The organism is Novosphingobium sp., from assembly GCF_036803765.1.
In the GTDB taxonomy this organism is placed as follows: Bacteria; Pseudomonadota; Alphaproteobacteria; order Sphingomonadales; family Sphingomonadaceae; genus Novosphingobium.
Genome location: NZ_DAIRTS010000008.1, coordinates 61,968 through 87,327 on the forward strand (window position 1 = coordinate 61,968; position 25,360 = coordinate 87,327).

Sequence of the window (25,360 nt, forward strand, 5' to 3'; positions counted from 1 at the left end):
TCAGCCGGCCGGAGGCGTCGGAACCCCGGGGTCGGATGTGGCCGGAGCAGGAGTGGCAGGCTGGGATGGCACGGGCGCAGTCGGGACTGCGGCGGGCGCCGGTGCCTGGGGTGCGGTGGCCTCGGCGGGTGCATCGTCCGCATCCTCGGGCGGCGGGACGGGGATGCCCAGGCCCGATTGCGGCGCCGGCGGCGGCGCGACGTGCGGCGCGCCGGGCACATGGCGGAAATGCAGCGCCTCGATCTCGGCCTTGCGGGAGGCGAGATAAGCCTCCTTGGTCGCGGTATAGGGATCGCCTGCCTTGCGCATGGCCTTGATCCGCTCGTCATCGGCAAGGCGATCGTTGAGCGAGCGTACCACGAAGCTGCCGATCACGTAGGCTGGCGAGCGCAGCGGTCCGCCCACGGACAGCGGCAGCGCGGCACGGTCGATGCCCAGGCCGATGACATCGCGCAGCGTCGTCGGACCCACCAGCGGCAGGAACAGGTACGGCCCCGGCCCGATGCCGTAATAGCCCAGCGTGTAGGCAAAGCCGTTGCGGCGATACGGCAGATTGAAGGTCTTGGTCTTGGCGACATCGAGCAGACCGCCGATGCCGATCGTCGAGTTGATCGCGAAGCGGCCCAGCGTCTCGGCAGCCTTGCCCGGATGCAGTTGGAGCAGGAAGTTCAGCGCGATGACGGGTTCGGTCAGGTTCGCGAAGAAATGGCGCAGGCCCGCGCGAATTGGGCTGGGCACGGCCTTGGCATAGCCCTTGGCCGCGGGCTCCATCAGCGCCTGGTCGACCGCCTGGACAGCGACGAAGGCGGCCTTGTTGAGCGCGACGACGGGGTCGCCCGGGGGCGGCCCGGTGCGGCCGCTGACGACGATCGCGCCCGCATCCGCCGGGGCGGTGGCCGCAGCGTCGGGTGCCGGCGGGAGCGGCGGAAGGACGATGACGGGCGTCGTTGCCGGTGTCGGTGACGCGGCCTCTGCGGGCGCGACCGTGGCGTCGGCGGCGGGCGTCGAATTGGGCGCCGAAACAGGCACGGCGGTCACGGGCACGGCAACAGCAGGTGTCGCCGATGGCGGCGCGTCGGCGCCAGCCGAAGGCTGCGCCGGTGCAGGGACCGTCGGCTGAATGTCTGTGGTCTGGCTCTCGGGCGCGGCAGCGGCCAGCGAGGCGGCAAGCAAAACGATCATCGCTTCCCAGTAATGGCTCCCGCCATGACCGCAAGCTGAACATTGCTCGCCACCGCCCCGGCCGCCGGCTCGGGCCTGGTCAGGATAATCGCGTCAGAACGGCAGCTTGAAGCCCGGCGGGATGCCGGCGGCCATCTGCACCTTCTGCATTTCCTCGCCGGCTGCGGCGTCGGCCTTGGCGCGCGCATCGTTGAATGCGGCGGCGACGAGGTCTTCCAGAATGCCCTTGTCGGCGGGCACCAGCAGGCTGTCGTCGATGCTCACGCCGATCACGCGGCCCTTGGCCGAAGCCTTGATGCGCACGAGGCCACCGCCCGCGGCGCCCTCGACCTCGATACCGTCGAGGCGCCCCTGGGCGTCCTCCATCTGGCGCTGGATCGTTTCGGCCGCCTTCTGGGCAGCCTGGATCATTTCTTCCATGGACTTCATGCGTGTCTGCTCCGCGCGGACTGCCACGGCCGACGTTCGGCGGTGGCGGGGTTGGATTCATCGAGGATTTCGGCGCCCGGGAAAGCCTCCAGCGCGGCACGAACCAGCGGGTCGGCCCGCATCGTCGCCTCGGCTTCGGCTTCGGCGGCCTGCTTGCGTTCAACCAGGCTGGGCTGCGCGCCCGCTGCCGCCTCACCATCGAGGCGCTCGACCTGCCAAAGCTCGCCGGTCACGGCCTGCAGCGCCTTCTTCATGTCGGCACTGGGGTCGCCCGGCAGCCCCGGCGCCAGTTGATAGCGCAAGGTGCCACGTTCGAGCGCGATCAGCCGCACCGAGAGGCGCATCGTCGCCCCGGTCAGCGGAGAAACCTCCTCGACCTGCTCGACCAGCGTCTCCCAATCCAGCCCGCGCGCGACAGCCTGGGGTGCGGGCGTGTGGCCGGCGGACGGCGTGCCGCCCTGAACCTCACCTGTGGCCGCCATCGCCGCCGCAAGCGCAGGACCCTGCGCCATCATTTCCTCGAGCTTGCGGACCAGACCGCCGGGGTCCGGCAGTTCGGCGGCATGAAGCACGCGCAGCAGCGCCATCTGCGCTGCGACCAGCGGATCGGGCGCGGTGCGCACCTCGTCGTGGCCCTTGAGCAGCAGTTGCCACAGGCGGTGCAACTGCCCGGCGGTGAGTTCGCCCGCCCAGCCCTCGACCGCCGCGGCCTCCTCGGGCGAGCGCGCATCGGCATCGCCGCCGCTGATCTGCGCGACCGTCACCTTGTGCACCAGGTCGAGCTGGGCACGCATCATCGCCACCGGCTCGATGCCGAGCCCGTACTGGTGCGCCACTTCGTCAAGCAGACCGCGCGCGTCGGCCGACAGCATCGCCGCGAACAACCGGCGCTGCAGCGTCTTGTCGGCGAGGCCGAGCATGTCCTGCACTTGCGCGGTGGTGATGTGGATGGCCCCGCTCTCCCCCCCACCGCTAACGCTGCCCGCCAGATCGGCATGGCTGATCGCCTGGTCGAGGATCGACAGCCCGTCGCGCGCCGATCCTTCGGCCGCGGCCGCCACCATCGCCAAGGCCTCGGCCTCCGCTTCGACGCCTTCGGCCTCGCAGACATGCGCGAAATGGCCGGCGAGCAGCTTGGTCGGGATGCGCTTGAGGTCGAAGCGTTGGCAGCGCGACAGCACCGTGACCGGCAGCTTGTCGACTTCGGTCGTCGCGAACAGGAACTTCACATGCGCCGGCGGCTCTTCCAGCGTTTTAAGCAGCGCGTTGAACGCGTTGCGGCTGAGCATGTGGACTTCGTCGATGATGTAGATCTTGTAGCGTGCCGAAACCGCGGCGTAGCGCACCGCCTCGATGATCTCGCGCACGTCGTCGACGCCGGTATGGCTGGCGGCGTCCATCTCGATCACGTCGATGTGGCGCCCCTCCGCGATCGCCACGCACGGCTCGCACTGGCCGCAGGGGTCGATCGTCGGGCCGCCCTGCCCGTCCGGTCCGATGCAGTTGAGCGCCTTGGCGATGAGGCGCGCGGTGCTGGTCTTGCCCACCCCGCGCACGCCGGTCATCAGGAAGGCATGGGCCAGCCGATCCCGGCGGATCGCGTTGGCCAAGGTCTGGACCATCGCCTCCTGGCCGATCAGCGCGCTGAAGGTCTGCGGGCGATACTTGCGCGCCAGCACGCGATAGGGCTGTGCCGGCGATGCGGTCTGCGCAGCGGGTGCAGCCGGTGCGGCAGGGCGCGCCTCGGCCACCTTGGGCGCAGGGTCGCCGAACATCGCGGCCTGTCCCGCAGCCTCGAGTTCCGCCGCCGAGGGGGCTGCGTCTGCGTCGGGTGCGGGGCTGTCGCCAAACATGTCGGTTGAATCGGCCATCGCCCTCTAGGTAGGCGCTCGCGGCGCAAATGTCGAAGGGGCTCCACAGCTTTCCCCCATCTTGCCGTGCTGTTGCACGCATGCCTTGTGCGGCGTAGGCTTGGCCCATGCCCATGATCCTGCCCGGGCGGCACACCGCCGCGCACCCCGACGCCCTCGTCGTCTTCCTGATCGGCGCCAGGATCAACAGGTTCTATCGGCCCCAGGCTTGGCTGCCCGTCGTGCGCGCCATGCCCGCGATGCTCAAGGAACTGACCGCCGCGCCCGAGAGCGGCTTCATGGGCTACCAGCCGTTCATTGCCGGCCTGCGCACGGTGATGATGGTGCAGTACTGGCGCGATTTCGACTGTCTCGAGGCTTACGCCCGCGCGACCGACAAGGCGCACTGGCCGGCCTGGACGGCGTTCAACCGTGCGTCTCGCGACAACGATGGCGCGGTCGGGATCTTCCACGAAACGTATGTCGTTGCGAAAGGGCAGAGCGAGACGATCTACGTCGACATGCCGCGCTTCGGCCTCGGCATGGTCGCGGGCACCGAGCCGGCGACGGGATCGCGCGCGCAGGCACGGGACCGCATGCGCGCGGACTGACGATGGCGCTGTGTTGACGAAGATGCGTTGAAGAAGGAGCCGGGCGACCCGCCGCAAATCGTTGTGGCTGCTTCCTTCCGGACCTGACCAGGTTGGCGAACGCTAAACGTCCGCCCGACTCCCGGCCCGGCCTATGCCGCCGGCGCCTGCCGATTGCAAGCACCGGTTTTCGGCTCAGCGGAAATTGTCGGCGTAGCTCTGCAGCTTGAGGCGGCGCGGCGGCGTGGGCGTGACATGCACGGCAATGCCGTACTTGTCGGCATAGGCGCGCGCATCGGCCTCGCTCTCGAACTTGAGGATGACCTGGCTCTGCGTGTCGCCGGAACCGGCCCAGCCCATGAGCGGGTCGGGCCGCTTGGCCTCGGCCGGAGCGAATTCCAGGAGCCAGTCGGCAATCCGGGCCTTGCCGGACTGCATGGCGTTCTTCGGGCGCTGATAGATGCGTGCAGGCATGGGCGGTGCTTTCGTGCCAAACGGCGTGCAAATCAAGTGGTATAAAGCCTCAGCGCAGCATCCGCGCCACCAGCCGGCGCGCGGCCTCGCTGACATCGTCCCAGGCCTCGGCGAAATCCTGCTCGCTGCCATAGTAGGGGTCGATCACCGCGGTCCCTTCGCGGCCCGGCACCAGGTCCATCAGCAGTCCGACCTTGGCCAGCGTGCGGCGCGGGGCCACTCGCTTCAGATCCTGCAGGTTCTGCGAATCGAGGGCAAAGATCTGGCCGAAGTGGAGGAAGTCCTCCTCCTTCACCTGGCGCGCGCGATATTTGGAGATGTCGATCCCGTGCTCCAGCGCCACGGCCTGCGCGCGCGGATCGGGCGGGTTGCCGACGTGCCAGTTGCCCGTGCCCGCCGAATCGATCGACACGGCAAGGCCGGCCTTGACGGCTTCGGCGCGAAATGCCGCCTCGGCCAGCGGCGAGCGGCAGATGTTGCCCAGACAGACGAACAGCACGGCAGGCTGGCTCACCGCATCCCTTTCCTTGGTGTGCGCGGCCTCATGCCTGTCGCAGTGCAATAAAATACGCTGCAGCGCAAAAAGTCCAGCGTGAAGGTCAGCCCATGTCGACGGCGCGGCGCCCCAGGGCCGGGTCGTCGGTGAACACGCCATCGACACCGGCGGCAAGGTAGGCGCGTATCTCGGCCACGCTGCCGGTCTCGCAGCGCAGCGCCGTGCCGCACTGGCGCAGCGCCGGCGGCAGGAACTTCGGCTCGGGCCGGAAGGTGTAGCACCCGACCTTCAACCCCGCGGCATGCGCATCGGCGATGATCGGACGCGGCGTCTGCAAGGCGCCATCGGCACCCTCGGCCATCAGGGTGCGCGTCCAAGGTGCGACCCAGTCGGCATAGCGCGCGACCTCGGCAAGCCCGGCCGGCGTCAGCATCGCGCCGTAGGTCAGGCTGCCTCCGGCGGCCAGCACGTCGCCCGGACGCATCGGCTCCTCGTCGGCCAGCTGCATCAAGGCGATGTTGCGATAGGGTGCCAGCATCGGGCGCAGGCGCTTCAGGTTGGACACCTCGAACGACTGCACGATCACCGGGGCGCTGCGCAGGAAGGCGTGGGCACGGATGCGGTCGAGCAGCTTGGCCTCCATGTCGTGGCCGAGCGTGCGGAAATGCGTCGAATGCTTGATCTCGGGGATCAGGCCCAGCGGCCGGGAGCGCAGCTTTGCCGCCCCTTGCGCAAACTCCACGATCTCGTCGAAGGTCAGGACCGGGAACTGTCCGTCGAAGGCCATGCTCTCGGGCCGCAACGCGCCGAGCCGCTCCTTCGCGCGCAGCGTCTTGAGTTCGGCCAGCGTGAAGTCGGTGACGAACCAGCCTTCCTGCCGATCGCCGTCGATCACCTGTACGCTCTTGCGCCCTGCGAATTCGGGCCGGCTCGCCACATCGGTCGTCTCGGTGATGTTGGGCTCGTGACGCGAGACGAGTATGCCATCGCGCGTGGGCACGAGGTCCGGCTCGATGAAATCGGCGCCATCGGCCACCGCACGCTGGTAGCTCGCCAGCGTGTGTTCGGGCCGGTGCGCACAGGCACCGCGATGGCCCAGCACCAGCGCCTTGCGGGCAACAGCGGGCCGACTGCGCGCCAACGCCGGCAGGGCAGACAGCGCGCCCCCTGCGGCTAGCATGGTGCGGCGGGTCCAGCGATCGGGCATGGCAGACAACTCCCTCAAGAACCAACGGCGCCTAAAGGTTGCTTAAGTCGATCCGGTGACAGCGCCACATCCGTCAGCGCAGCACGACCTGCCTCACCGGCGGCAGCGGCACGGCGCCCGGCTGCTCGCTCCAGTGCGCGACCGGCAGCACGCCGCCATCGGCGCGCATGGCCGCCACGCGCGCGGTGTCGATCGTGGCATAGACCCAGCCGCTGGCGCCCTCCTCGCCCAGCGCGATCACGCCATCGGCGGGCATCCCGCCGCCCGCCGGCGCGGCGTCGGGCGGGCCATAGACCCCGGCCGCGCCGCGGTTGACGTCGACCGCCGGCGACCACGCTGCCTCGCCAACCGTGGGCGACTGCACCACGAAGCACTGCCCCTCAAGCGCGCGCGCCTGGCTGCCGATGCGCACCCGCCAGTATCCGTGCAGCGTGTCGGTGCAACTCGGCACCAGCAGCACCTCGGCCCCTGCCTCGACCGCGGCGCGCGCCAATAGCGGGAACTCGCTGTCGTAGCAGATCGTGATCGCCAGCCGGCCCAGTGCGGTGTCGAAGACGGTCAGCTGCTCGCCCCCGCGCACGAACCATTCCTCGCGCTCGAACCGGGTCATGATGAGCTTGTCCTGCGCGCCCACGCCCCCGTCCGGCGCGAACAGGCGCGCGGTGTTGCGCACCGCGCCACCCTCTACCCGGCGCGGTGCGCTGGCGGCGAGGATGTAGACGCCATGACGGCCTGCGAGCGCCATGTGCAACGCATCGACCTCGGGCAGCAGGGCCGAGACCGTGTCGATCGAGCCCGCCAGATCCCCCATGCTCGCCGGATCGAGCGAGGCCAGTTCCATCGCCCCGTATTCGGGGAATACGAGAAGCCGGGCGCCCTGCCCCACCGCCTCCTCCACCCAGCGGGTCAGCTTGGCGACATAGGCGTCCCAATCCGCCAGCAGGTCGATCGGATATTGCGCGGCGGCAACGGTAAAGACGGTCATGGCGCGATCATCCCCAGCGCTTGATCCAGTATTGCATCGGCTTGGCGGTCTCGTCCGCCGCGCCATGTTCCTTCCACGCCAGCTCGGTCACGAGGCCATCGATCGGGGCATAGCCGCGACCCTGCCAGAACGCGTCGAGCGGGCGATGTCCTTCGGGGCGCTCTGGATGATCCTCGGGCCGGATCACCGCGGCAAAGCACGCCGCCGTGGCCCCGGCGCGCATCGCCGCGGCCTCGCGATGGTCGAAGAACGCATGGCCCACGCCGTGGCCGCGATACTGCGGCAGAAGCACGCTCTCGCCGAAATAGAACAAGGCGTCGGTCGCGATCCCGCGCGCCTCGAACGGGGCGCGGAACGCATCCTTCTGGTGGCGCATCGGTGCCGCCGTGGCCGCGCCGACGATGCGCCCGTCATCGAACGCAGCGACGAGCACGGCATCGGGCGCGGCGGCATATTCGGCGAGATAGCGCGCCTCGTAGTCGCGATCGCCGTCGTAGAGATAGGGCCAGGCCGCGAAGACCGCGATGCGCAAGTCCGCGAGGTCGCCCAGCGCCGCGGCGATCTCCTCGCCGCCCAGCGCCCGGACCGTCAGGCTCACGCCCCGACCACCTGCGCGGTCCAGTCCGCCAGGTTGTAGTACATGGTCAGGCGGGTGATCCTGCCCTCGGCGATCGCGAGGAATGCGCCGGCGGGCAGCACATAGGTCTGCCCCTGTGCCTCGGGCAGGCCCTCGTCCGTGGCGAGGTAAGTGCCATGCACGACGAACTCGGCCGCCGCGCGGGTGCCGTCCTCGCTCGCCATCAGCACGATGTCCTCGAGCCGTTCCTTGTAGCAGCGTTCCATGTGGCCCAGGAACGTGCGGAAGGTGTCCTTGCCGGTCTGGCGCTCGCCCTGGTTGATGTCGTGCGCAACGTCGTCCGACAGACAGGCCAGCATGCCATCCCAGTCACCCGCATTGAACGCGGCGTAATAGGTTTCGAGCAGGGCAAGCGTGGCGGTGCGCGACATTGGTGTCTCCGTCTTGGGTCCAGTCAGGCGCCGTGGCTAGCGCATGCGCCGGGCGCGGGCCACCGCCAGTTTTGGCATGGTGCGTTGCCTAGTTGCAATGACGCCCCCTGAACGCAAGACGGCCGGATCGTGCGGGGGGACACGCTCCGGCCGTAAGCCGATCGATCGGGGGCCCGATCGGCATGGTCGGCTTTTCAGCCGGAAGTCGCGATCAGCCGAACAGCTTGTTCGCCGTGGTCGCCACGCGGCGGCCGAGGTAGCGTGCGCCATCGAGCTCGACATCGCTCGGCTGGCGGCTGCCGTCACCTGCGGCGATCGTGGTGGCGCCATAAGGCGCGCCGCCGTGGACCGCGTCGACCGACAGCTGGCCCTGGAAGCCATAGTCGAGGCCGACGATGGTCATGCCGAAGTGCAGCAGGTTGGTGAGGATCGAGAACAGCGTGGTTTCCTGCCCGCCGTGCTGGCTGGCGGTCGAGGTGAACGCCGCGCCGACCTTGCCGTTGAGCGCGCCGCGCGCCCACAGGCCGCCGGCCTGGTCGAGGAACGATGCCATCTGCGAGCTGATGCGGCCAAAGCGCGTGCCGGTGCCGACGATGATCGCGTCATAGTTCTCGAGCTCGGCGACGGTGGCGACGGGCGCTTCCTGGTCCAGCTTGAAGTGCGCGTTCTGCGCCACTTCCAGCGGCGCGGTTTCGGGCACGCGCTTGACGTCGACGGTGGCGCCGGCTTCGCGCGCGCCCTCGGCGATCGCGTGGGCCATCGTCTCGATATGGCCATAGCTCGAATAGTAGAGAACCAGAACCTTGCTCATGGTGGGATACCTTCTACTGGGAAACAGGACTGTACCGGCCGATTGTTGCAACGCCGATGGCTGCAACCGGGTGGCGATCGGCCGGCGGTTGAATGTCTTATGCCGCAGCGCGACCTTTCGACATACCGCTATAAGATTGCACGAAATGATCGAGGGTATTGAACACCGCTGACCGATTTGCGTTTCCGGCTGTTTTCGCCTATGCGCGGTCAGGAATGCCCCGGCCCACACGATGCAGTCGCCACGCGGCTCCCTCGTTTGCCGGGGTTTCTTGTTTTTCCATGGGGGCTGCCGAGTCGCCCCCGTCATGCAGGAAGAAGCCGCATGTCGCGTCGCCGCCAGATCTACGAAGGCAAGGCCAAGATCCTCTACGAGGGTCCGGAGCCGGGTACCATCATCCAGTACTTCAAGGATGATGCCACCGCGTTCAACGCGCAGAAGCGCGGGACGATCAACGGCAAGGGCGTGATCAACAACCGCATCAGCGAGTACGTGTTCACGCGCCTCGCCCACATCGGCATCCCCACGCACTTCATCCGCCGCCTCAACATGCGCGAGCAGCTGGTGCGCCAGGTCGAGATCATCCCGATCGAGGTCGTGGTCCGCAACGTGGCCGCCGGCTCGATCTCCAAGCGCCTCGGCATCGCCGAGGGCGAGCCGCTGCCGCACACGCTGATCGAATACTACTACAAGGACGACGCGCTCGGCGACCCGATGGTGGCCGAAGAGCACATCGCGTGCTTCGGATGGGCCAACAACGAGGAAATGCAGGACATTTCCGCGATGGCCATCCGCGTGAACGACTTCCTGTCGGGCATGTTTGCGGCGATCAACATCCGCCTCGTCGACTTCAAGCTCGAGTTCGGCCGCATCTGGGACGGCGACTACAGCCGCGTGATCCTGGCCGACGAGATTAGCCCCGACGGCTGCCGCCTGTGGGACATGGTCACCGGCGAAAAGCTCGACAAGGACCGCTTCCGCCGTGACCTCGGCGGCGAGGAAGAAGCCTACCAGGAAGTCGCGCGCCGCCTCGGCCTGCTCGACAACGACGGCCCGAGCGAAGTGCTCGACCTCGGCGCGCACCGCAAGCTGCGCACCAAGAAGTAAGCACCGGCGCTCCGGCGCCCGCGAAAAACAGGCCGGCCCTCGCAAGAGGTGCCGGCCTTTTTCGTTTCAGAGCACGAAGTCGTCGGCGACCAGTGCCTGCGTCCCGTTCAGGATGAAGAACTGGTCAGCCATGCGATTACCGTCGAGGTCGATCGACAAAAGCGTGCTCGGTCCCGCTGCCTCGAAATGAACTTCGCCCGCGATGCCGGAAAACGCCGCGCCGCCAATGAATGACAAGGGCGACCCCAGAGCGTCGCCGATTGACGATAAATCGATGCGATCGCCCTGAGCGTGACTGAAATCCACGATCCGATCCATAGTTGAAAGCGTGCCCGACGACGGGTCGTCTGCGAGCGCTGCAAAGACGAACCTGTCGCTGCCACTGCCACCGAGCATGGTATCAGCGCCGTCACCGCCGACCAGGATATCGTCGCCAGCACCGCCGGTCAGGTAATCGGCGCCGCTACCGCCGTCGAGCAGGTCATTGCCACTACCGCCGTCGAGTCGGTCGTTGCCGCCCGCGCCGAACAGGCGATCGTTGCCGTCTCCGCCCACCAAGACATTGTCAGCGACGTTGCCCGTCATGGAATTGTCGAGCGCATTTCCGGTACCGTTGATGGCTGCGCTTCCTGTCAGCACGAGATTCTCGACATTGCCGCCAAGTGTCCATCGCACGCTCGACAGGACTGTATCGATACCCGCAGACGCAGCTTCGATCACCTTGTCGGTCGCGCTATCGACGACATAGGTGTCGTTTCCAAGTCCTCCACGCAGGACATCAACGCCCGCGCCACCATCGAGCACGTTGTCGGCGGCGTTGCCCACGATCGTGTTGTCGAGCGCATTTCCCGTCCCGTTGAGAGCAGCCGTTCCCAGCAGCATCAGGTTTTCGACATTCGCGGTAAGGGTGTAGGAGATGCCCGCACGCACGGTATCGATCCCTGCGGACGCCGTTTCAACCACGACATCGCCGGTATCGTCCACGACGTAGGTATCGTTGCCCGAGCCGCCCGCCATCGTGTCTGCCCCGCCGCGGCCGTCGATGAAATTCGCCGCGGCATTGCCGGTGATGACGTTGGCAACATCATTGCCGGTGCCGCCGATCGTTGCCGTTCCGGTCAACGTCAGGTTTTCGACATTGGCGCCAAGGATCCACGAAATGCTCGAGCGTACCTCGTCGACACCTGCGTTTGCGGTCTCGATGACCCGATCCCCCAGCATGTCCACGACATAGACGTCGTTGCCGAGCCCCCCTCGCATGCTATCGGTGCCGGCCCCACCGTCGATGACGTTGTCCGCGTCATTGCCGGTAATGGCGTTGTCCAGCGCATTGCCGGTACCGTCGATTGCACGATTGCCGGTGAGCACCAGATTTTCGAGGTTCGCCGCCAGATTGATCGTGAAGGCCGACTCGACACGATCGATGCCCCCGTCCGCCAATTCGATGATCTTGGGCAGCAGCTCGTTTACCACCCCATCCGGTGAGATGGTGTAGACGTCATCTCCGCCCCCGCCTCTCAAGACGTCGTCCCCGCCGCCACCATTGATGCGGTCCGCGAAGCTGGTGCCGGTGATGACGTTGCCTGCGCTGCTGCCAATGATCTCTACGCCGTTGGCGATGGCGGCGGCATTGACCCCAGTCGTGCTCGATTGCCAGCCGGCGGGTGCCGCAGTGATCACGATGCGTTCGATGCCGGTGTCGCCCGTAAAGAAGACATAAACACCGCTTTCCAGCGAATTGAGCCGAACCTCGTCGACGCCACTTGGCCCCGTGTCGGTGATTTCGGCGCCGGTATGCTCGGCAGCGCTATTAAGCAGATAGACATCGCTGCCCGCGCCGCCATCCATCAGATCCCGCCCGGTTCCACCATTGAGAATATCGCTTCCCGACATTCCGTAGAGCAGGTCGGCACCATCAAGACCGCTGAGGACATTGTCGCCGTTGCTGCCGACGATCGTGTTGGCCAACGCGTTCCCGGTCGCGCTGCGCGCAGCACCCGTCAGCGTGACGTTTTCGATTTCGCTTCCGAGTGTCCAGTCTACCGATGACCGAACCGTATCGACGCCGCCGGCGAAGTATTCCAGCACGGTGTCGTCGGCATTGTCCACGACGTATGTGTCGTCGCCAGCGCCGCCGCGCATCACGTCTGCGCCCGCTTTCCCGTCCAGGATATTGGCTGCACCGTTCCCGGTCAGCATATTGTCGAGTGAATTGCCGGACCCGTTGATACCCGCCGACCCGGTCAACAACAGGACTTCGACCTGGTCGGGAAGCGCGATAGACACGGAGGCTTCGATCCGGTCGTTGCCACCACCGGCAAGTTCTATGACCCGGTCGAGCACGTAGTCGACGACATAGACGTCGTCGCCCGAACCGCCTTCCATGCGATCCGCACCGCCCCGTCCGTCAAGCACGTCGTTGCCTTCCAGCCCCAGCAACACGTTGTTGGCAGCATTTCCGATGAGCACGTTGTTAGCAGCGTTGCCGGTCCCCGAAATGGCTTGCGTGCCGGCAAGCGTCAAATTCTCGAGGTTGCCATCGAGCACATAGCTGAAATCGGCAACGACGGTGTCGCTGCCCTCACCGGCGTTCTCAATGATCGTGTCGGACCGGTCGATGATGTACGTATCGTTTCCAAGTCCTCCGGCCAGAACATCGGCCCCGCCAGCTCCGTCGAGCAGGTTGGCCCGCGAATCCCCGGTCAATGTGTCGTCGAAGCGCGAGCCGACGACGTTCTCGACATCGGTCATGCGATCGCCGTCGGCGCCGGTTGCATTGATCTTTACCGTGACGCCGGCTTCGGCCAGGCGATAGTCGATCGTGTCGATTCCGGAACCACCGTTGAAGGTGTCCGCACCACCGACGCCGCTGATCAGGGTGTCATCGCCCGAGCCGCCGTTGATCACATAACCACGCGCGCCGGTGGTAATGACATCATCGCCGCCGCCCGCCGTCAGGGTCAAGCTCAGCACCGTCGATGTCAGAGCGAACCGGTCGGCCCAGTCTGTGCCGGTCACAGCCAGGGTTTCGATGCCGGTAAACGATCCCGTCCCGAGTGAGGTGACATCATTCGTCGCCACAGTGTTGATCGTAATGTCGACACCCGATCCCGCGCCGGAAAGGTTGACGTTGAGGAAGTCCGTCCCGGCCCCGCCGTCGATGATGTCGCCCCAGCCGGCAAAGATGCGGTCATTGCCGCCGCCTGCATTGACGATGTCGACCTCGGCGCCGGTATCGACCTGGTTGGTCTGCGCAGCTTCCAACCCTGAAACTGGACCGCTGGTGCTGACGTAGTCGTTGCCGCTTCCCAAGGTCAGCGTATCGCCTCCGTCGCCGCCAAAGACGGTGGCTTCGCGTCCCCCAACCACGATGATGGTATCGTCGCCGCTCCCCCCGGACGCCAGAGCGCGATAGGCTTGACCGATGGGGCTACCCGCGAGGAAAATCCGGTCATTGCCCGAATCGCCGTAAACGGTGCCACCGGCGCGCACGATGTCGTCACCGGCCCCGGCGCTGACGGTGCCCAGCATGCCGAAATTCTCTATCTCGTCATTGCCGCTGCCACCCAGCAATCTGATCGCAGCGGTCTCGGAGTTTCCAACGATATGATCGTTGCCATCTCCACCATCAATGTAATTGGTCGTTGCCGAACCGATGAGCCTGTCATTCCCGCCGAGACCATAAATGGCTGTCGAAATGGGAAAGCCATTTGTCCCAACCGGCCCAGTGATATCATCATCGAAATTCGTGGCGTAAATTTCGGCAATGGCCTCGATGTTCTTGTATGTGCCGCCGCCCAGGGCAAAATCGCCGATGACAAACGCATGGGATATGCCGACAGGCGAACCTGCGAGTGACAGATAAAGCGTGTCGAGCCCGTCTCCCCCATCGACATCGTCACCATACCCTGCCCAGATGCTGTCCTGCCCGGGACCAGCCGTGACGATGTCGTGTTCGGCGCCGTTGTCCTGCGGAAGGGCTATGAACGGATATGTCGCATAGGGCCTGCCTGTGAAGAGGCGGTCGTCGCCCGCTCCGCCATCGATCGTGTCGGCCCCGGCACCACCCGAGATCGTGTCGTTCTGTTCACCACCTGAAAGCTGATCATCGCCGCCAAGGCCCTCGATCACGTCGGGATCCGGCGTACCTGCAAAGACGTCTGCCCCGTTCGTCCCCGTAAAATTGGCCACGCTTCAGGATCCCCTCAAAATTTCGCAAATCGTTGCGTACTATTGCGTATACTGCACGGCGCGGCGTGCAACCCTTGGTTGTGCAAGCGACACCGAAACGGAACAGTCTGGGCCTCTTACAACGGATGCGGCGCGGGATTGCGCCTGACCGCCGCCCCGGGCAAACGCTTGGGCATGACGTCCCAATTCGCACGAATTTGCCATATCGCCACCCGCACCCCAGTTACATTGGCTGTGGCCATCCCGTTCGTTTTGGCCGGATGCGCCACCGTTTCGCACCGGGCACCAACGCCCTCAGCGGTGCGCCCCGCCCCCACTCCCGCCTGGGCTTTCGAGCGCTCTGACCTCGCCCCCGATCCGGCCTTCCGGTTCGGGCGGCTGGCCAATGGCATGGCTTACGTGATCCGCCCCAATGCGACGCCCAAGGGCACCGTCCAGGTGCGCATGGACGTCGCTGCCGGATCGCTCGACGAAAGCGCGCAGGAGCGCGGCTTTGCGCATTTCGTGGAGCACATGGCCTTCAACGGCAGCACCCGCGTGCCCGAGGGCGAGATGGTCCGCCTGCTCGAGCGCAAGGGCCTGGCCTTTGGCGCGGACACCAATGCCCAGACCAACTTCGAGCAGACCACCTACATGCTCGACCTGCCGCGCAACGACGCCGATCTCGTCGATACCGCGCTGATGCTGATGCGCGAGACCGCGAGCGAGCTGACCTTCAGCCCCGAGGCCGTGGCGCGCGAGCGCGGGGTCGTGCTGTCCGAACTGCGCGACGGGCAGGGTTATGCGCTCGACAATCTCAAGGACCAGCTCGCCTTCCTCTACCCGCAGGCGACCTATCCGCAGCGCCTGCCGATCGGCACCGTCGCCACGATCGACGGCGCCACGGCCCAGACGCTCAAGGCCTTCTGGCAGGCGCACTACGTCCCCGCCAATACCACGCTGGTCGTCGTCGGCGATGTCGATCCCGCCGCGATCGAACAGGCGATCCGCACCCGCTTCGGCGACTGGGCACCGCGCACCGCGCCGCCGCGCCCCGACGAGGGCCGGGTCGATCCGAGCCTGCGCGGCAAGACCGAGGTCTGGCTCGATCCCGCGCTGGCCGAGCGCGTCGCGGTCTCGCGCCACGGCCCGTGGCTGGACGAGCCCGACACCATGGCGCAGCGGCGCGAGAACCTGTTGCGCCAGATCGGCTACGGCATCGTCAACCGGCGGCTGCAAAGCCTGTCGCGCCAGGCCGATCCGCCGTTTCGGGGCGCCGGCTTCGGCACCAGCGACGTGTTCCACATCGCGCGCACCACCAACTTGCTGATCGACACGCCCGACGGCCACTGGGCGCGCGGGCTCGCCAGCGCGGCCCAGGTCTGGCGCACCGCGCTGCGCGACGGGTTCACCCGCGCCGAAGTGGACGAGCAACTCGCCAACCTGAAGACCGGCATCGTCAATGCCGCTGCCGGCGAGGCGACGCGCAGCAACGGCACGCTGACCGCCCTCGTCCTCTCGCTGCTCCACGACGACATGGTGCCGACGACGCCCGCCAGCGCGCTGGCCCGCTTCACCGCCTTTGCGCCCACGATCACGCCCGAAACCGTGCTCGCGGCGCTGCGGCGCGAGGCGGTCCCGCTCGACCGGCCGCTGATCCGCTTCCAGGGCCGCAAGGCGCCGGCGGGCGGTGCGGCGGCGCTGCGCCGGACCTGGCAGCAGGCCTTGCGCGGCCCCGACCGCAATGTCGCGCCTGGCGCCGTCGCCCTTGCCACCACGACCTTTGCCTATACCGACTTCGGCCCGCCCGGCGCGGTGGTGGCGGACAGCACCGATCCGCAGTTCGGCATCCGCCGCATCCGCTTTGCCAACGGCGTCATGCTCAACCTCAAGCGCACCAGCCTCGAGGCCGATCGCATCCACGTCCGCGTCGCGATCGACGGCGGCGACATGCTCGAGACCAGGGACCAGCCGCTGCGCGTCGACATGGCCTCGTCGCTGCCCGCCGGCGGGCTCGGCCGGCACAGCGTCGATGCCTTGCAGACCCTGCTGGCCGGCCACGCGGTGGGCAGCGGTTTTGCCAGCAACGCCGATACCTTCAACGCCGGGGGTGCCACGACGCGTGCCGACCTCCTGCTGCAACTGCAACTGATCGCGGCCTATGTCACCGATCCCGGCTATCGGCCCGAAGCCGAGGTCGCGTTCCACCAGAACATGAGCAACTATTTCGCGAGGGTTCGCGCCACGCCCGGCTCGGCGCTGTCGGCGAGCCTCGGCGGCATCCTCTCGGCCAACGATCCACGCTTCACGCTCCAGCCGCCGGCGGCCTACCAGGCGCTGACCTTTGCCGGGCTGAAGCAGGCCATCGCTGACCGGCTGGCGCACGGCGCGATCGAGGTGGCGCTGGTCGGAGACTTCGACGAGGCGCAGGCCATCACCGCGGTCGCCACGACGCTGGGCGCCCTGCCCGCGCGCGAGCCGGCGTTCGGCGCTTGGGCCGAGGCGCGCCGACGCAGCTTCACACCGCAGCGCGGGCTATCGGTGGTGCGGCACAAGGGCGCGGCCAACCAGGCGATCGTTCGCATGGTCTGGCCCACCACCGACGAAAGCGATCCCGTGCAGACGCTGACGATGGACCTCGTCGAACAGGTCGCAGGGCTAGAAGTGATCGAAAACGTGCGCGAGAAACTGGGCAAGGCCTATTCCCCCGGCGCGTCGAGCGACATGGCGCGCGCCTGGCCGGGCTGGGGCACGTTCACGCTCCAGGCCTCGGTCGACGTGGCCGACGTGGCCGCCACCCGGGCCGCGCTGCTGGAAACGGTGCACGAACTCGCCGCCGCGCCGGTCGACGCCGACATTCTCGCCCGCGCTCGCGCACCCATGCTCGAACGCCTCGACAATGCGCTCAAGGGCAATGGCGGCTGGCTTGGCCTTGCCGAACGCGCGCAGTCACAGCCGGACCGCCTCGCCCGCTTCGCGGCCGCCCGCGCGCGGCTCAAGGCCCTGACGCCGGCCGACCTGCAGGCCGCAGTGCGCCGCTGGCTGGCGCCGGACAAGGCGGTTACCGTTCTGGTCCTGCCCGAGGGTGCGCCGGCGCCTGCATCATGAGGCACCACTTGCCCTTGGCCGCGGACGGGGGCATAGGCGCGCACGAGTCCCGACTATCGTTATCGTATTTGTGAAAGGCCCACCGGCGATGAAGGTCCGCGTCCACGTCAGCCTCAAGAACGGCGTGCTCGATCCCCAGGGTCGTGCCATCCACCACGCTCTCGAGGGTCTCGGCTTCACCGACGTGAACGATGTGCGCGCCGGCCGGCTGGTCGAACTCGACGTGGCCGACGATACCACCGACGCCGCGCTCGACGAGATGTGCCGCAAGCTGCTCGCCAACATGGTGATCGAGAACTACCGCATCGAGAAGGTCGCCGCCTGATGTCGTTCACCTCTGCCGTCATCACCTTTCCGGGTTCGAACTGCGACCGCGACATGGCGGTGGCGGTAGAAGAGATCTGCGGCGGCACCGTCCACCGCGTATGGCACGGCGATGCCGGCCTGCCCGATGGCCTCGACTTCATCGCCCTGCCCGGCGGGTTTTCCTATGGCGACTACTTGCGCTCGGGCGCGATGGCCGCGCGTTCGCCGGTCATGCAGGCGGTGATCGCCGCTGCCGGGCGCGGCGTGCCCGTGCTCGGCGTGTGCAACGGCTTCCAGGTCCTGACCGAAGCCGGGCTGCTGCCGGGCGCGCTGATGCGCAATGCCGGCATCCGCTTCGTGTGCCGCGAAGTGGCGCTGACAGTCGACAACGCCGACACACTGTTCACGCAGGGCTACGCCAAGGGCCAGACCATCACGATCCCGGTGGCCCATCACGACGGCAATTACTTCGCCGATGCCGAGACGCTGGATCGACTCGAGGGTGAAGGGCGCGTTGCTTTCCGGTATGCCGAGCCGGTCAACGGGTCGCAGCGCGACATCGCCGGCGTTCTGAACGACAAGGGCAACGTGCTGGGCATGATGCCGCATCCCGAGCGGATGATCGAGGCGGCCCAGGGCGGCAGCGACGGCCGCAAGCTGTTCGAGGGCATTCTCGCCGGCCTCAACGTCGCCGCCTGATCGCCTGCCGAACATTGACAAAGGCCGCTGTCCCTCCCGGGGCGGCGGCCTTTGTCGTGACAATCGCCAACATGGTACACAAATTTCTGTAACATTTGCGCGGTAAGCGATATTCCTGCAAGGATTTTGCGTTGATGCATCGCAACAACTGCAAACTTCGCTTGCCGTAACCGGGTCATGGGCCGATAAGGCGCCATGACAGAACGGTTACACCCCACCGCCGGCAAGCTGAACCGCATCCAGCAGAACGTCCTGGCCGACAGCGAGCGGCGCCTGCTCATCAGCATGTGCGCCAAGATGCCGGCTTGGGTCACGCCCGACCGCCTGACTTCCTTCGGTCTCGCCGGTGCCGCGCTGGTCGGCGCGGGTTACGCACTCAGCAATTTCGGACCGGCCTGGCTGCTGCTGACCTTCGTCGGTTACGCCATGCAATGGTTCGGCGATTCGATGGATGGCAGCCTCGCGCGCTTCCGCAAGATCGAGCGGCCTTCCTATGGCTACTTCATCGACCACAGCTGCGATGCGCTGACCATCCTGTTCATCCTCGGCGGCATGGGCGCCAGCCCTTACGTGACCATGGATGTCGCGCTGTTCGCGCTGGTCGGCTACCTCATGCTGTCGATCCACGCCTACCTCTCGGCACGCGTTCTGGGCGAGCTCAAGCTGTCCTACCTCGCCGCTGGCCCGACCGAGCTGCGCTTCCTTCTGCTCGGCCTCACCGCCATGATGATGATCCTGGGCGCGGGCCCCGGCATGTTCGGCGCGATCTCGGGCTTCGACATCTTCGTCGGCGCCGTCGCGGCGATCCTGGTGATCCTGTTCGTGCTGCAGACGCTGTCGAGCGGCCGCCGCCTCGCCCGCCTCGGGGGCTGATGACACACGGGACGAGCCTTCCGCTCTGACCTTTTGAGCAACAGGCCCTCCCCCAACCCCTCCCGCATGCGGGAGGGGTTTTATTTTGGCTTCACTCCACCGTCACGCTCTTGGCCAGGTTGCGCGGCTGGTCCACGTCGGTCCCCTTGGCCACGGCGACGTGATAGGCCAGCAGCTGCACCGGCACGGCATAGACCAGCGGTGCGATCAGCGGGTGGACCTTGGGCATCTCGATCGTGGCGAGGCAACCCTCGCCCGCCTCGGCCAGCCCCTCGGCATCGGAAATCAGCACGATCTTGCCGCCGCGCGCGCGCACTTCCTGCATGTTCGATACCGTCTTCTCGAACAGCGGCCCCGACGGCGCCAGCACGATCACCGGCACGGCTTCGTCGATCAGCGCGATCGGCCCGTGCTTCATCTCGCCCGAGGCATAGCCTTCGGCATGGATGTAGCTGATTTCCTTGAGCTTGAGCGCGCCTTCCAGCGCCAGCGGATAATCCGGCCCGCGCCCGAGGTAGAGCACGTCGCGCGCCGGCGCGATCAGCGGGGCCATCGCCGCGATCTCGTCGTCGTGCGACAGCGCGGCATTGAGCGCGGCGGGCGTCTCGGCAAGCTGGTCGACGATCACCGCTTCCTCCTCGCGCGTCAGGCGCCCACGCTTGACCGCGAGGTGCGCCGCGAGCGCCGCCAGCACGGCCAGCTGGCAGCTGAACGCCTTGGTCGAGGCGACGCCGATTTCCGGCCCGGCGTGCGTGGGCAGCAGCAGGTCGGCCTCGCGTGCCATGCTGCTGGTCGGCACGTTGACCACCACCGCGATGGTCTGGCCCGCAGCCTTGCAGTGGCGCAGCGCGGCGAGCGTATCCGCGGTCTCGCCCGACTGCGAGATAAACAGCGCGAGACCGCCGGGCTCGAGCACGGGATCGCGATAGCGGAACTCGCTCGCCACATCGATGTCCACCGGCAGGCGCGCGAACTGCTCGAACCAGTACTTGGCAACCATGCCGGCATAGAAACTGGTGCCGCAGGCGACGATGGTGACGCGATTGATGCTGGCAAGGTCGAAATCGATCTGCGGCAGTGAGACCGTCTGCTCGACGCGGCGCAGGTACGAGCGCAGCGTCTGCGCGACCACGATCGGCTGCTCGAAGATCTCCTTCTGCATGAAGTGGCGATAATTGCCCTTCTCGATCGCCGCGGCCGTCGCGCCCGAGGCGACGACGGCGCGCGTCACCGGGTTGTTGTCGACGTCGAACACCTCGACGCCTTCGCGCCGGACGACGACCCAGTCGCCCTCCTCGAGGTAGGAGACCTTCTGTGTTAGCGGCGCCAACGCCAGTGCGTCGGACCCAAGGTAGGTCTCGCCTTCGCCATAGCCGACGACCAGCGGTGAGCCGAGGCGCGCGCCGATCAGCATGTCGGGGTGCTGGCGGAAGGCGATGGCGAGCGCGAAGGCGCCGCGCAGCTGCGGCAACACGGCCTTGACCGCCTCCTGCGGGCTGGCGCCACCCTCGACCAGTTCGGACACCATGTGCGCGACGACCTCGGTATCGGTCTCGCTCTCGAAGTGGCGGCCGCGCGCGATCAACGCCTCGCGCAAGGGGCGGAAGTTCTCGATGATGCCGTTGTGGACCAGCGCCACTTCGCTCGTTGCGTGCGGATGGGCATTGCTGGTGGTCGGCGCGCCGTGCGTGGCCCAGCGGGTGTGCGCGATCCCGATCTGGCCCGGCGCGGGATTGCCGGCCAGCTCGCGCACAAGGTTGTTGAGCTTGCCCTCGGCGCGGCGGCGCACCAGTTCGCCCTCGAACACGGTGCATACCCCGGCACTGTCATAGCCGCGGTATTCCATGCGGCGCAGGCCGTCGACCAGGCGGTCCGCCACTTCATCCTTGCCGACGATTCCGATAATTCCGCACATGGCTTGGCCCAGACTTTCTTCAGGATTGGTAGGGAACGCGGATGCCCGGCATCATGGCCGGGAAATCCTTGGTATTTCGTGTCACCAGAATCGCACCACTGACTTGCGCGGTGGCGAGCACCACCGCCGGCGTCAATCCCAGGCCCATCCGCGCCATGAGATCCGCCGCAGCCGCCGCTATACGCCCGTCGAGCTCTACGATTTCGAACGGCGCGATTAATTCGCGGACATGATCGCGGCTTTCCATCGGCTCGGCGGCGCAGAGTTCGGTCCAGCTCAGCCGGCTGATCCGGTGGCGCGGATAGCGCAGCAGCTCGGCCTCGGCGGCAGCCTTGCCGGCCAGCCAGTCGGCGACGATGCCGGTGTCGAAGATCGGGTCGGACATCGGCCTGGCGATCAGGAGCCGCCGGGCAGGTCGCCCCGCCCGCGCCAGTACCCCGCGCCGCGCCCGATCCAGTCCTGCCCCGACTTGCGCAGCAGATGCGCGCGCACCGCCTCACGGATCTCCGCCGCACGCGACCGCCCGGCGCGCGAGGCCAGCGCGTCGAGCTTGTCGATGTCGTCGTCGGGAATGTCGACCAGAGTACGCACGCGAACCTCACTGCAGATATGATATGGCGATATCATATCGGTATATCATATTGCAAGAGGTTGGCCCTGCTTGGACTTAAGCCACTCCAAGGGCCGCGCTTGTATCTCCTACTTCTTCCCCTCGGCCTTCTTTTTCTTCATCGCGTCGTGGAAGCGGTCGGCCCAGCCAGGCTTGACCAACTGTTCGCCGCGCACCAGCCGCAGCTCGCCATCCGACACGTCGCGCGAGACTGCGCTGCCCGCCGCGACGATGGCGTCGGCGCCGATGCGGATCGGGGCGATCAGCGCGGAGTTCGATCCGATGAAAGCGCGCTCGCCGATGACGGTGCGGTACTTGAAGTAGCCGTCGTAATTGCAAGTGATCGTGCCCGCACCGATGTTGGCGCCCGCGCCCACGTCCGCGTCGCCGAGGTACGTCAGGTGGTTGGCCTTGGCGCCCGCGCCCAGCCGCGCGTTCTTGACTTCGACGAAGTTGCCGACGCGGCTGCCGGTCTCGAGCCTTGCGCCGGGGCGCAGGCGGGCGAACGGGCCGATCGAGACGCCGCTGTCGAGGGTGCAGCCCTCGAGATGCGAGAAGGCGTGGATCACGACATGGTCCGCCACCGTCACGCCGGGGCCGAACACCACGTTCTGCTCCACCGTCACGTCGCGGCCGAGCACCGTGTCGAAGGCGAACCACACGGTCTCGGGCGCGACGAGCGTGGCGCCATCGGCCATGGCGGCAGCGCGGCGGCGTTCCTGCCAGCGCGCCTCGGCCTGGGCGAGTTCGCCGCGGCTGTTGATGCCGGCCACTTCGTACTCGTCGTCGGTCACCACCACTGCGCAGGTCTTGCCTGCCGCATTGGCGACGTTGACGATGTCGGTCAGGTAATACTCGCCTTGCGCGTTATCGTTGCCGACCTGGTCCAGCAGGCCGAACAGGTCCGCCCCGCGCACCGCCATCAGCCCGGAGTTGCACAGGCGGCAGGCGCGTTCCGCGTCGGTCGCGTCCTTGTGCTCGACCATCTTCACGATGCGCCCCTGCTCGGCGATGACGCGGCCATATTGCAGCGTGTCGGCCGGCTCGAAGCCGAGCACGACCACCGCGGGCGCATCCTCGGCGTGAAGGCGGGCGAGCATCCGCTCCATGGTCTCTGCACGCACGAAGGGCACGTCGCCATAGAGGATCAGCACGTCGCCAGCGAAACCGGCCAGCGCGCCTTGCGCCTGCTGCACCGCGTGGCCGGTGCCGAGCTGCGGGTCCTGCACGGCAATGGTCGCGCTATCGCCCAGTGCCTTTTCCAGCTGGTCGCGCCCGTGCCCGGCGACGACGACCTGACGCTCGGGCGCCAGCGCGGCGGCACTCGCCATCAGGTGCTGCAGCATCGGCCGGCCCGCGATCGGGTGCAGCACCTTATGCAGGTCGCTTTTCATGCGGGTGCCCTTGCCAGCGGCGAGGACGACGAGCGCAAGCGGGGCGCGGGCGGACGAGACGGGAGCAGGTTCGGTCATGCGCGCATCCTTGCCAGCTTATCCTTGCAGTTTCCAGAACGGGGCGGCACTGGCACGGGCCATGGGCAATTTTCCTTATTCGATCGTCGGCTTCGACCTCGACGGCACGCTGTGCGACACGGCCTGGGACCTCGGTGTCGCGCTCAACCGCACGCTGGAACTGGCCGGTCGACCGACCTTCGGGCTCGACGAGGTACGCCGCTTCATCGGCGGCGGCACCGGGCAGATGTTGCGCGGCGCCCTGGACGCAACCGGCGGCTACGATCCGGCGGACGTGCCGGCGATGCAGGCCCAGCTGTTCGGCTTCTACGAAGAGGCGATCGCGGTGCACTCGCGGCTCTATCCCGGCGGCGCCGAAATGCTCGACGCACTGGCCGCGCGCGGTGTGACCATCGCCGTCGCCACCAACAAGCGTGAGGATTTTGCGGTCAAGCTGCTCGGCGAACTCGGCCTCTCGGCGCGCTTCGCCACGGTGATCGGCGGCGACACGCTCGGCCCCGGCAAGGCCAAGCCCGCCCCCGACATGCTGCTCGAGATGGTCCGGCGTTGCGGCGGCGGCCGCGCCGCCTTCGTGGGCGACACGACGTTCGACATCGGCGCGGCGCGCGCGGCCGCGCTGCCGGTCGTGGCCGTCAGCTTCGGCTTCAACGATCGGCCGGTCCACGACCTCGGCGCCGATGCGGTGATCAACCATTTCGACGAGCTGGTGCCGACGCTCGAGCGGATTGGCTGATATCCGAGAGGATATAAAGAAATCCTTATATCAGACTTGACGGTGAGGCCGCGATCGGCTTGAGCGCCGGCGCGGATCGTTCGCGCCCGCGTTTTCCGTCAAGGAGTTCCCATGCCTGCCAAGCCCCCGTTTCGCGCCGACCACGTCGGCAGCTTCCTGCGCCCCGAGGCGCTGCTCGATGCCCGCGCCGCCCATCGCGAAGGCACGCTCGACGCGGCCGGCCTGCGCGCGGCGGAAGACGCGGCGATCCGTGACGTCGTCGCCTTCCAGGAAGGCCTTGGGCTTCAGGGCATCACCGACGGCGAATTCCGCCGCACCTTCTTCCACACCGACTTCCTGCTCCAGCTCGACGGGATCGAGGAACAGGGCGGCATGGAAGTGTCGTTCAAGCACGCCGCCGGCAAGGACATCAACTATGCCCCGCCGCGCATGGTCGTGACCGGCAAGATCCGTCACGCCCGCCCGATCCAGCGCGCGGACTACGAATTTCTCGCGAGCGTGACCAACCGCACGCCCAAGGTCACGATCCCCTCGCCCACCATGCTCCACTTCCGCGCCGGCCGCGAAGGGATCAGCGAGGCGGTCTATCCGGACATGGAGGAATTCTTCGCCGACGTCGCCGCCGCTTACCAGGCCGAGGTCGCGGACCTCGCCGCGGCCGGCTGCCGCTACCTGCAGCTCGATGACACCAACCTCGCCTACCTGTGCGACGACACCCAGCGCGCCAATGCCCGCGCGCGCGGTCTCGATCCCGACGATTTGCCGCGCCACTATGCCGGCATGATCAATGCCGCGATCGCCGGCTCGCCCGAGGGCATGACCTTCGGCGTGCACTTGTGCCGCGGCAACTTCCGTTCGAGCTGGGCGGCCGAGGGAGGCTACGAACCCGTCGCCGAAGTCATGTTCAACGAGCTGAACATCCAGGCCTTCTTCCTCGAATACGATGACGCGCGCTCGGGCGATTTCGCGCCGCTGCGCTTCGTGCCCAAGGGCAAGACCGTGGTCCTCGGCCTCGTCACCACCAAGCTGGGCGAGCTGGAGACCCGTGACACCGTCCTGCGCCGGATCGAAGAAGCGGCCAAGTTCATCCCGCTCGACCAGCTGGCGCTGTCGCCGCAGTGCGGTTTCTCCTCGACCGTGCACGGCAACGACATCGCGCTCGACCAGCAGCGCGCGAAGATGGAACTGGTGATCGACGTCGCCCGCGAAGTCTGGGGTGCCGACGCCGCCTGATCGGCGATAATCGCCTCGGTCCTAAGGCCGTCCCAAATACGGTGTTGGCCACAGTGTGGCGCCGTGCCAGTCTGTGGCCAACACGCTTCTTGGGGGGCCGAG

The 25,360-nt window shown here is 67.2% G+C and carries 23 protein-coding genes and 1 other RNA gene; 8 read left to right on the plus strand and 16 right to left on the minus strand.

Features of this window, described 5'->3' with window-relative positions:
- The 3 genes from V7Q48_RS07265 to V7Q48_RS07275 all read right to left on the minus strand — a co-directional run bounded on the left by V7Q48_RS07265 (position 1) and on the right by V7Q48_RS07275 (position 3,482).
- Positions 1–1,182 (minus strand): MlaA family lipoprotein, encoded by a 1,182-nt coding sequence (locus V7Q48_RS07265; protein ID WP_333837200.1) that lies wholly within the window; start codon positions 1,180–1,182, stop codon positions 1–3.
- Between the two features lie 93 nt (positions 1,183–1,275).
- A complete protein-coding gene (locus tag V7Q48_RS07270; RefSeq protein ID WP_333837201.1) occupies positions 1,276–1,611 on the minus strand; it encodes a YbaB/EbfC family nucleoid-associated protein in 336 nt (111 codons plus the stop codon).
- The gene (locus V7Q48_RS07275) at positions 1,608–3,482 is read right to left on the minus strand and encodes a DNA polymerase III subunit gamma/tau (RefSeq protein WP_333837202.1); all 1,875 of its coding nucleotides are present in this window, start codon (positions 3,480–3,482) and stop codon (positions 1,608–1,610) included. The genes V7Q48_RS07270 and V7Q48_RS07275 overlap by 4 nt, the downstream gene beginning before the upstream one ends.
- A gap of 107 nt (positions 3,483–3,589) precedes the next feature.
- On the opposite strand from V7Q48_RS07275, the gene V7Q48_RS07280 reads away from it, so the two are divergent.
- Positions 3,590–4,072 (plus strand): DUF4188 domain-containing protein, encoded by a 483-nt coding sequence (locus tag V7Q48_RS07280; RefSeq protein ID WP_333837203.1) that lies wholly within the window; start codon positions 3,590–3,592, stop codon positions 4,070–4,072.
- Between the two features lie 29 nt (positions 4,073–4,101).
- Here V7Q48_RS07280 and ffs read toward each other — a convergent pair.
- The 8 genes from ffs to wrbA all read right to left on the minus strand — a co-directional run bounded on the left by ffs (position 4,102) and on the right by wrbA (position 9,032).
- Positions 4,102–4,197, minus strand: an RNA gene (ffs, locus tag V7Q48_RS07285) — signal recognition particle sRNA small type.
- A gap of 49 nt (positions 4,198–4,246) precedes the next feature.
- Complete coding sequence (locus V7Q48_RS07290; protein WP_333837204.1) at positions 4,247–4,525, minus strand: ETC complex I subunit; 279 nt, start codon at positions 4,523–4,525, stop codon at positions 4,247–4,249.
- Between the two features lie 49 nt (positions 4,526–4,574).
- Positions 4,575–5,039, minus strand: coding sequence for a low molecular weight protein-tyrosine-phosphatase (locus V7Q48_RS07295; protein ID WP_333837205.1), 465 nt, complete (start codon positions 5,037–5,039; stop codon positions 4,575–4,577).
- Positions 5,040–5,124: 85 nt separating this feature from the next.
- The gene (locus V7Q48_RS07300; protein ID WP_333837206.1) at positions 5,125–6,228 is read right to left on the minus strand and encodes a glycerophosphodiester phosphodiesterase family protein; all 1,104 of its coding nucleotides are present in this window, start codon (positions 6,226–6,228) and stop codon (positions 5,125–5,127) included.
- 73 nt (positions 6,229–6,301) lie between these two features.
- Positions 6,302–7,213, minus strand: a complete 912-nt coding sequence (locus tag V7Q48_RS07305; protein WP_333837207.1) for a carbon-nitrogen hydrolase family protein — start codon at positions 7,211–7,213, stop codon at positions 6,302–6,304.
- 7 nt (positions 7,214–7,220) lie between these two features.
- A complete protein-coding gene (locus tag V7Q48_RS07310) occupies positions 7,221–7,811 on the minus strand; it encodes a GNAT family N-acetyltransferase (protein ID WP_333837208.1) in 591 nt (196 codons plus the stop codon).
- Positions 7,808–8,221 carry a ketosteroid isomerase-related protein gene (locus V7Q48_RS07315; RefSeq protein WP_333837209.1) on the minus strand — a complete coding sequence of 138 codons (414 nt, stop codon included), beginning with the start codon at positions 8,219–8,221 and terminating at the stop codon, positions 7,808–7,810. The genes V7Q48_RS07310 and V7Q48_RS07315 overlap by 4 nt, the downstream gene beginning before the upstream one ends.
- Before the next feature lie 211 nt (positions 8,222–8,432).
- Positions 8,433–9,032, minus strand: a complete 600-nt coding sequence (gene wrbA / locus V7Q48_RS07320; protein ID WP_333837210.1) for an NAD(P)H:quinone oxidoreductase — start codon at positions 9,030–9,032, stop codon at positions 8,433–8,435.
- Between the two features lie 324 nt (positions 9,033–9,356).
- Between wrbA and purC the strand changes: the two genes are divergently transcribed.
- On the plus strand, positions 9,357–10,139 hold the full coding sequence (gene purC, locus V7Q48_RS07325; RefSeq protein WP_333837211.1) for a phosphoribosylaminoimidazolesuccinocarboxamide synthase: 783 nt from the start codon (positions 9,357–9,359) through the stop codon (positions 10,137–10,139).
- 66 nt (positions 10,140–10,205) lie between these two features.
- Here the strand turns inward: purC and V7Q48_RS07330 are convergent, their stop codons facing one another.
- A complete protein-coding gene (locus tag V7Q48_RS07330; RefSeq protein WP_333837212.1) occupies positions 10,206–14,330 on the minus strand; it encodes a calcium-binding protein in 4,125 nt (1,374 codons plus the stop codon).
- Positions 14,331–14,564: 234 nt separating this feature from the next.
- On the opposite strand from V7Q48_RS07330, the gene V7Q48_RS07335 reads away from it, so the two are divergent.
- From V7Q48_RS07335 to V7Q48_RS07350, 4 genes are all read left to right on the plus strand, one after another.
- Positions 14,565–17,417 carry a M16 family metallopeptidase gene (locus tag V7Q48_RS07335; protein WP_333837213.1) on the plus strand — a complete coding sequence of 951 codons (2,853 nt, stop codon included), beginning with the start codon at positions 14,565–14,567 and terminating at the stop codon, positions 17,415–17,417.
- Positions 17,418–17,505: 88 nt separating this feature from the next.
- Positions 17,506–17,742 (plus strand): phosphoribosylformylglycinamidine synthase subunit PurS, encoded by a 237-nt coding sequence (gene purS / locus V7Q48_RS07340; protein WP_333837215.1) that lies wholly within the window; start codon positions 17,506–17,508, stop codon positions 17,740–17,742.
- Positions 17,742–18,422 carry a phosphoribosylformylglycinamidine synthase subunit PurQ gene (gene purQ / locus V7Q48_RS07345; protein ID WP_333837216.1) on the plus strand — a complete coding sequence of 227 codons (681 nt, stop codon included), beginning with the start codon at positions 17,742–17,744 and terminating at the stop codon, positions 18,420–18,422. The genes purS and purQ overlap by 1 nt, the downstream gene beginning before the upstream one ends.
- A 195-nt stretch (positions 18,423–18,617) precedes the next feature.
- Entirely contained in the window at positions 18,618–19,295 is a 678-nt protein-coding gene (locus V7Q48_RS07350; RefSeq protein ID WP_333837217.1) for a CDP-alcohol phosphatidyltransferase family protein, read from the plus strand.
- A 91-nt stretch (positions 19,296–19,386) separates the two neighbouring features.
- Here the strand turns inward: V7Q48_RS07350 and glmS are convergent, their stop codons facing one another.
- From glmS to glmU, 4 genes are all read right to left on the minus strand, one after another.
- Complete coding sequence (gene glmS, locus V7Q48_RS07355; protein WP_333837218.1) at positions 19,387–21,210, minus strand: glutamine--fructose-6-phosphate transaminase (isomerizing); 1,824 nt, start codon at positions 21,208–21,210, stop codon at positions 19,387–19,389.
- Positions 21,211–21,229: 19 nt separating this feature from the next.
- A complete protein-coding gene (locus V7Q48_RS07360) occupies positions 21,230–21,595 on the minus strand; it encodes a PIN domain-containing protein (protein ID WP_333837219.1) in 366 nt (121 codons plus the stop codon).
- A gap of 11 nt (positions 21,596–21,606) precedes the next feature.
- The gene (locus tag V7Q48_RS07365) at positions 21,607–21,801 is read right to left on the minus strand and encodes a ribbon-helix-helix protein, CopG family (RefSeq protein WP_333837221.1); all 195 of its coding nucleotides are present in this window, start codon (positions 21,799–21,801) and stop codon (positions 21,607–21,609) included.
- Positions 21,802–21,909: 108 nt separating this feature from the next.
- Positions 21,910–23,292, minus strand: coding sequence for a bifunctional UDP-N-acetylglucosamine diphosphorylase/glucosamine-1-phosphate N-acetyltransferase GlmU (gene glmU, locus V7Q48_RS07370; RefSeq protein ID WP_333837223.1), 1,383 nt, complete (start codon positions 23,290–23,292; stop codon positions 21,910–21,912).
- 61 nt (positions 23,293–23,353) lie between these two features.
- Here glmU and V7Q48_RS07375 point away from each other — a divergent pair, with 61 nt between their 5' ends.
- Together V7Q48_RS07375 and V7Q48_RS07380 are read left to right on the plus strand one after the other, a co-directional pair.
- Complete coding sequence (locus V7Q48_RS07375) at positions 23,354–24,025, plus strand: HAD-IA family hydrolase (protein WP_333837224.1); 672 nt, start codon at positions 23,354–23,356, stop codon at positions 24,023–24,025.
- A 111-nt stretch (positions 24,026–24,136) separates the two neighbouring features.
- A complete protein-coding gene (locus V7Q48_RS07380) occupies positions 24,137–25,258 on the plus strand; it encodes a 5-methyltetrahydropteroyltriglutamate--homocysteine S-methyltransferase (RefSeq protein WP_333837225.1) in 1,122 nt (373 codons plus the stop codon).
- Positions 25,259–25,360: the final 102 nt, after the last annotated feature.

Excerpts from the sequence above, each read along its gene's own strand:
- V7Q48_RS07265 (WP_333837200.1), bottom strand. The coding sequence starts at position 1,182 with ATGATCGTTTTGCTTGCCGCCTCGCTGGCCGCTGCCGCGCCCGAGAGC.
- V7Q48_RS07270 (WP_333837201.1), bottom strand. The coding sequence starts at position 1,611 with ATGAAGTCCATGGAAGAAATGATCCAGGCTGCCCAGAAGGCGGCCGAA.
- V7Q48_RS07275 (WP_333837202.1), bottom strand. The coding sequence starts at position 3,482 with ATGGCCGATTCAACCGACATGTTTGGCGACAGCCCCGCACCCGACGCA.
- V7Q48_RS07280 (WP_333837203.1), top strand. The coding sequence starts at position 3,590 with ATGCCCATGATCCTGCCCGGGCGGCACACCGCCGCGCACCCCGACGCC.
- V7Q48_RS07290 (WP_333837204.1), bottom strand. The coding sequence starts at position 4,525 with ATGCCTGCACGCATCTATCAGCGCCCGAAGAACGCCATGCAGTCCGGC.
- V7Q48_RS07300 (WP_333837206.1), bottom strand. The coding sequence starts at position 6,228 with ATGCCCGATCGCTGGACCCGCCGCACCATGCTAGCCGCAGGGGGCGCG.
- V7Q48_RS07305 (WP_333837207.1), bottom strand. The coding sequence starts at position 7,213 with ATGACCGTCTTTACCGTTGCCGCCGCGCAATATCCGATCGACCTGCTG.
- V7Q48_RS07315 (WP_333837209.1), bottom strand. The coding sequence starts at position 8,221 with ATGTCGCGCACCGCCACGCTTGCCCTGCTCGAAACCTATTACGCCGCG.
- wrbA (WP_333837210.1), bottom strand. The coding sequence starts at position 9,032 with ATGAGCAAGGTTCTGGTTCTCTACTATTCGAGCTATGGCCATATCGAG.
- purC (WP_333837211.1), top strand. The coding sequence starts at position 9,357 with ATGTCGCGTCGCCGCCAGATCTACGAAGGCAAGGCCAAGATCCTCTAC.
- purS (WP_333837215.1), top strand. The coding sequence starts at position 17,506 with ATGAAGGTCCGCGTCCACGTCAGCCTCAAGAACGGCGTGCTCGATCCC.
- purQ (WP_333837216.1), top strand. The coding sequence starts at position 17,742 with ATGTCGTTCACCTCTGCCGTCATCACCTTTCCGGGTTCGAACTGCGAC.
- V7Q48_RS07350 (WP_333837217.1), top strand. The coding sequence starts at position 18,618 with ATGACAGAACGGTTACACCCCACCGCCGGCAAGCTGAACCGCATCCAG.
- glmS (WP_333837218.1), bottom strand. The coding sequence starts at position 21,210 with ATGTGCGGAATTATCGGAATCGTCGGCAAGGATGAAGTGGCGGACCGC.
- V7Q48_RS07360 (WP_333837219.1), bottom strand. The coding sequence starts at position 21,595 with ATGTCCGACCCGATCTTCGACACCGGCATCGTCGCCGACTGGCTGGCC.
- glmU (WP_333837223.1), bottom strand. The coding sequence starts at position 23,292 with ATGACCGAACCTGCTCCCGTCTCGTCCGCCCGCGCCCCGCTTGCGCTC.
- V7Q48_RS07375 (WP_333837224.1), top strand. The coding sequence starts at position 23,354 with ATGGGCAATTTTCCTTATTCGATCGTCGGCTTCGACCTCGACGGCACG.
- V7Q48_RS07380 (WP_333837225.1), top strand. The coding sequence starts at position 24,137 with ATGCCTGCCAAGCCCCCGTTTCGCGCCGACCACGTCGGCAGCTTCCTG.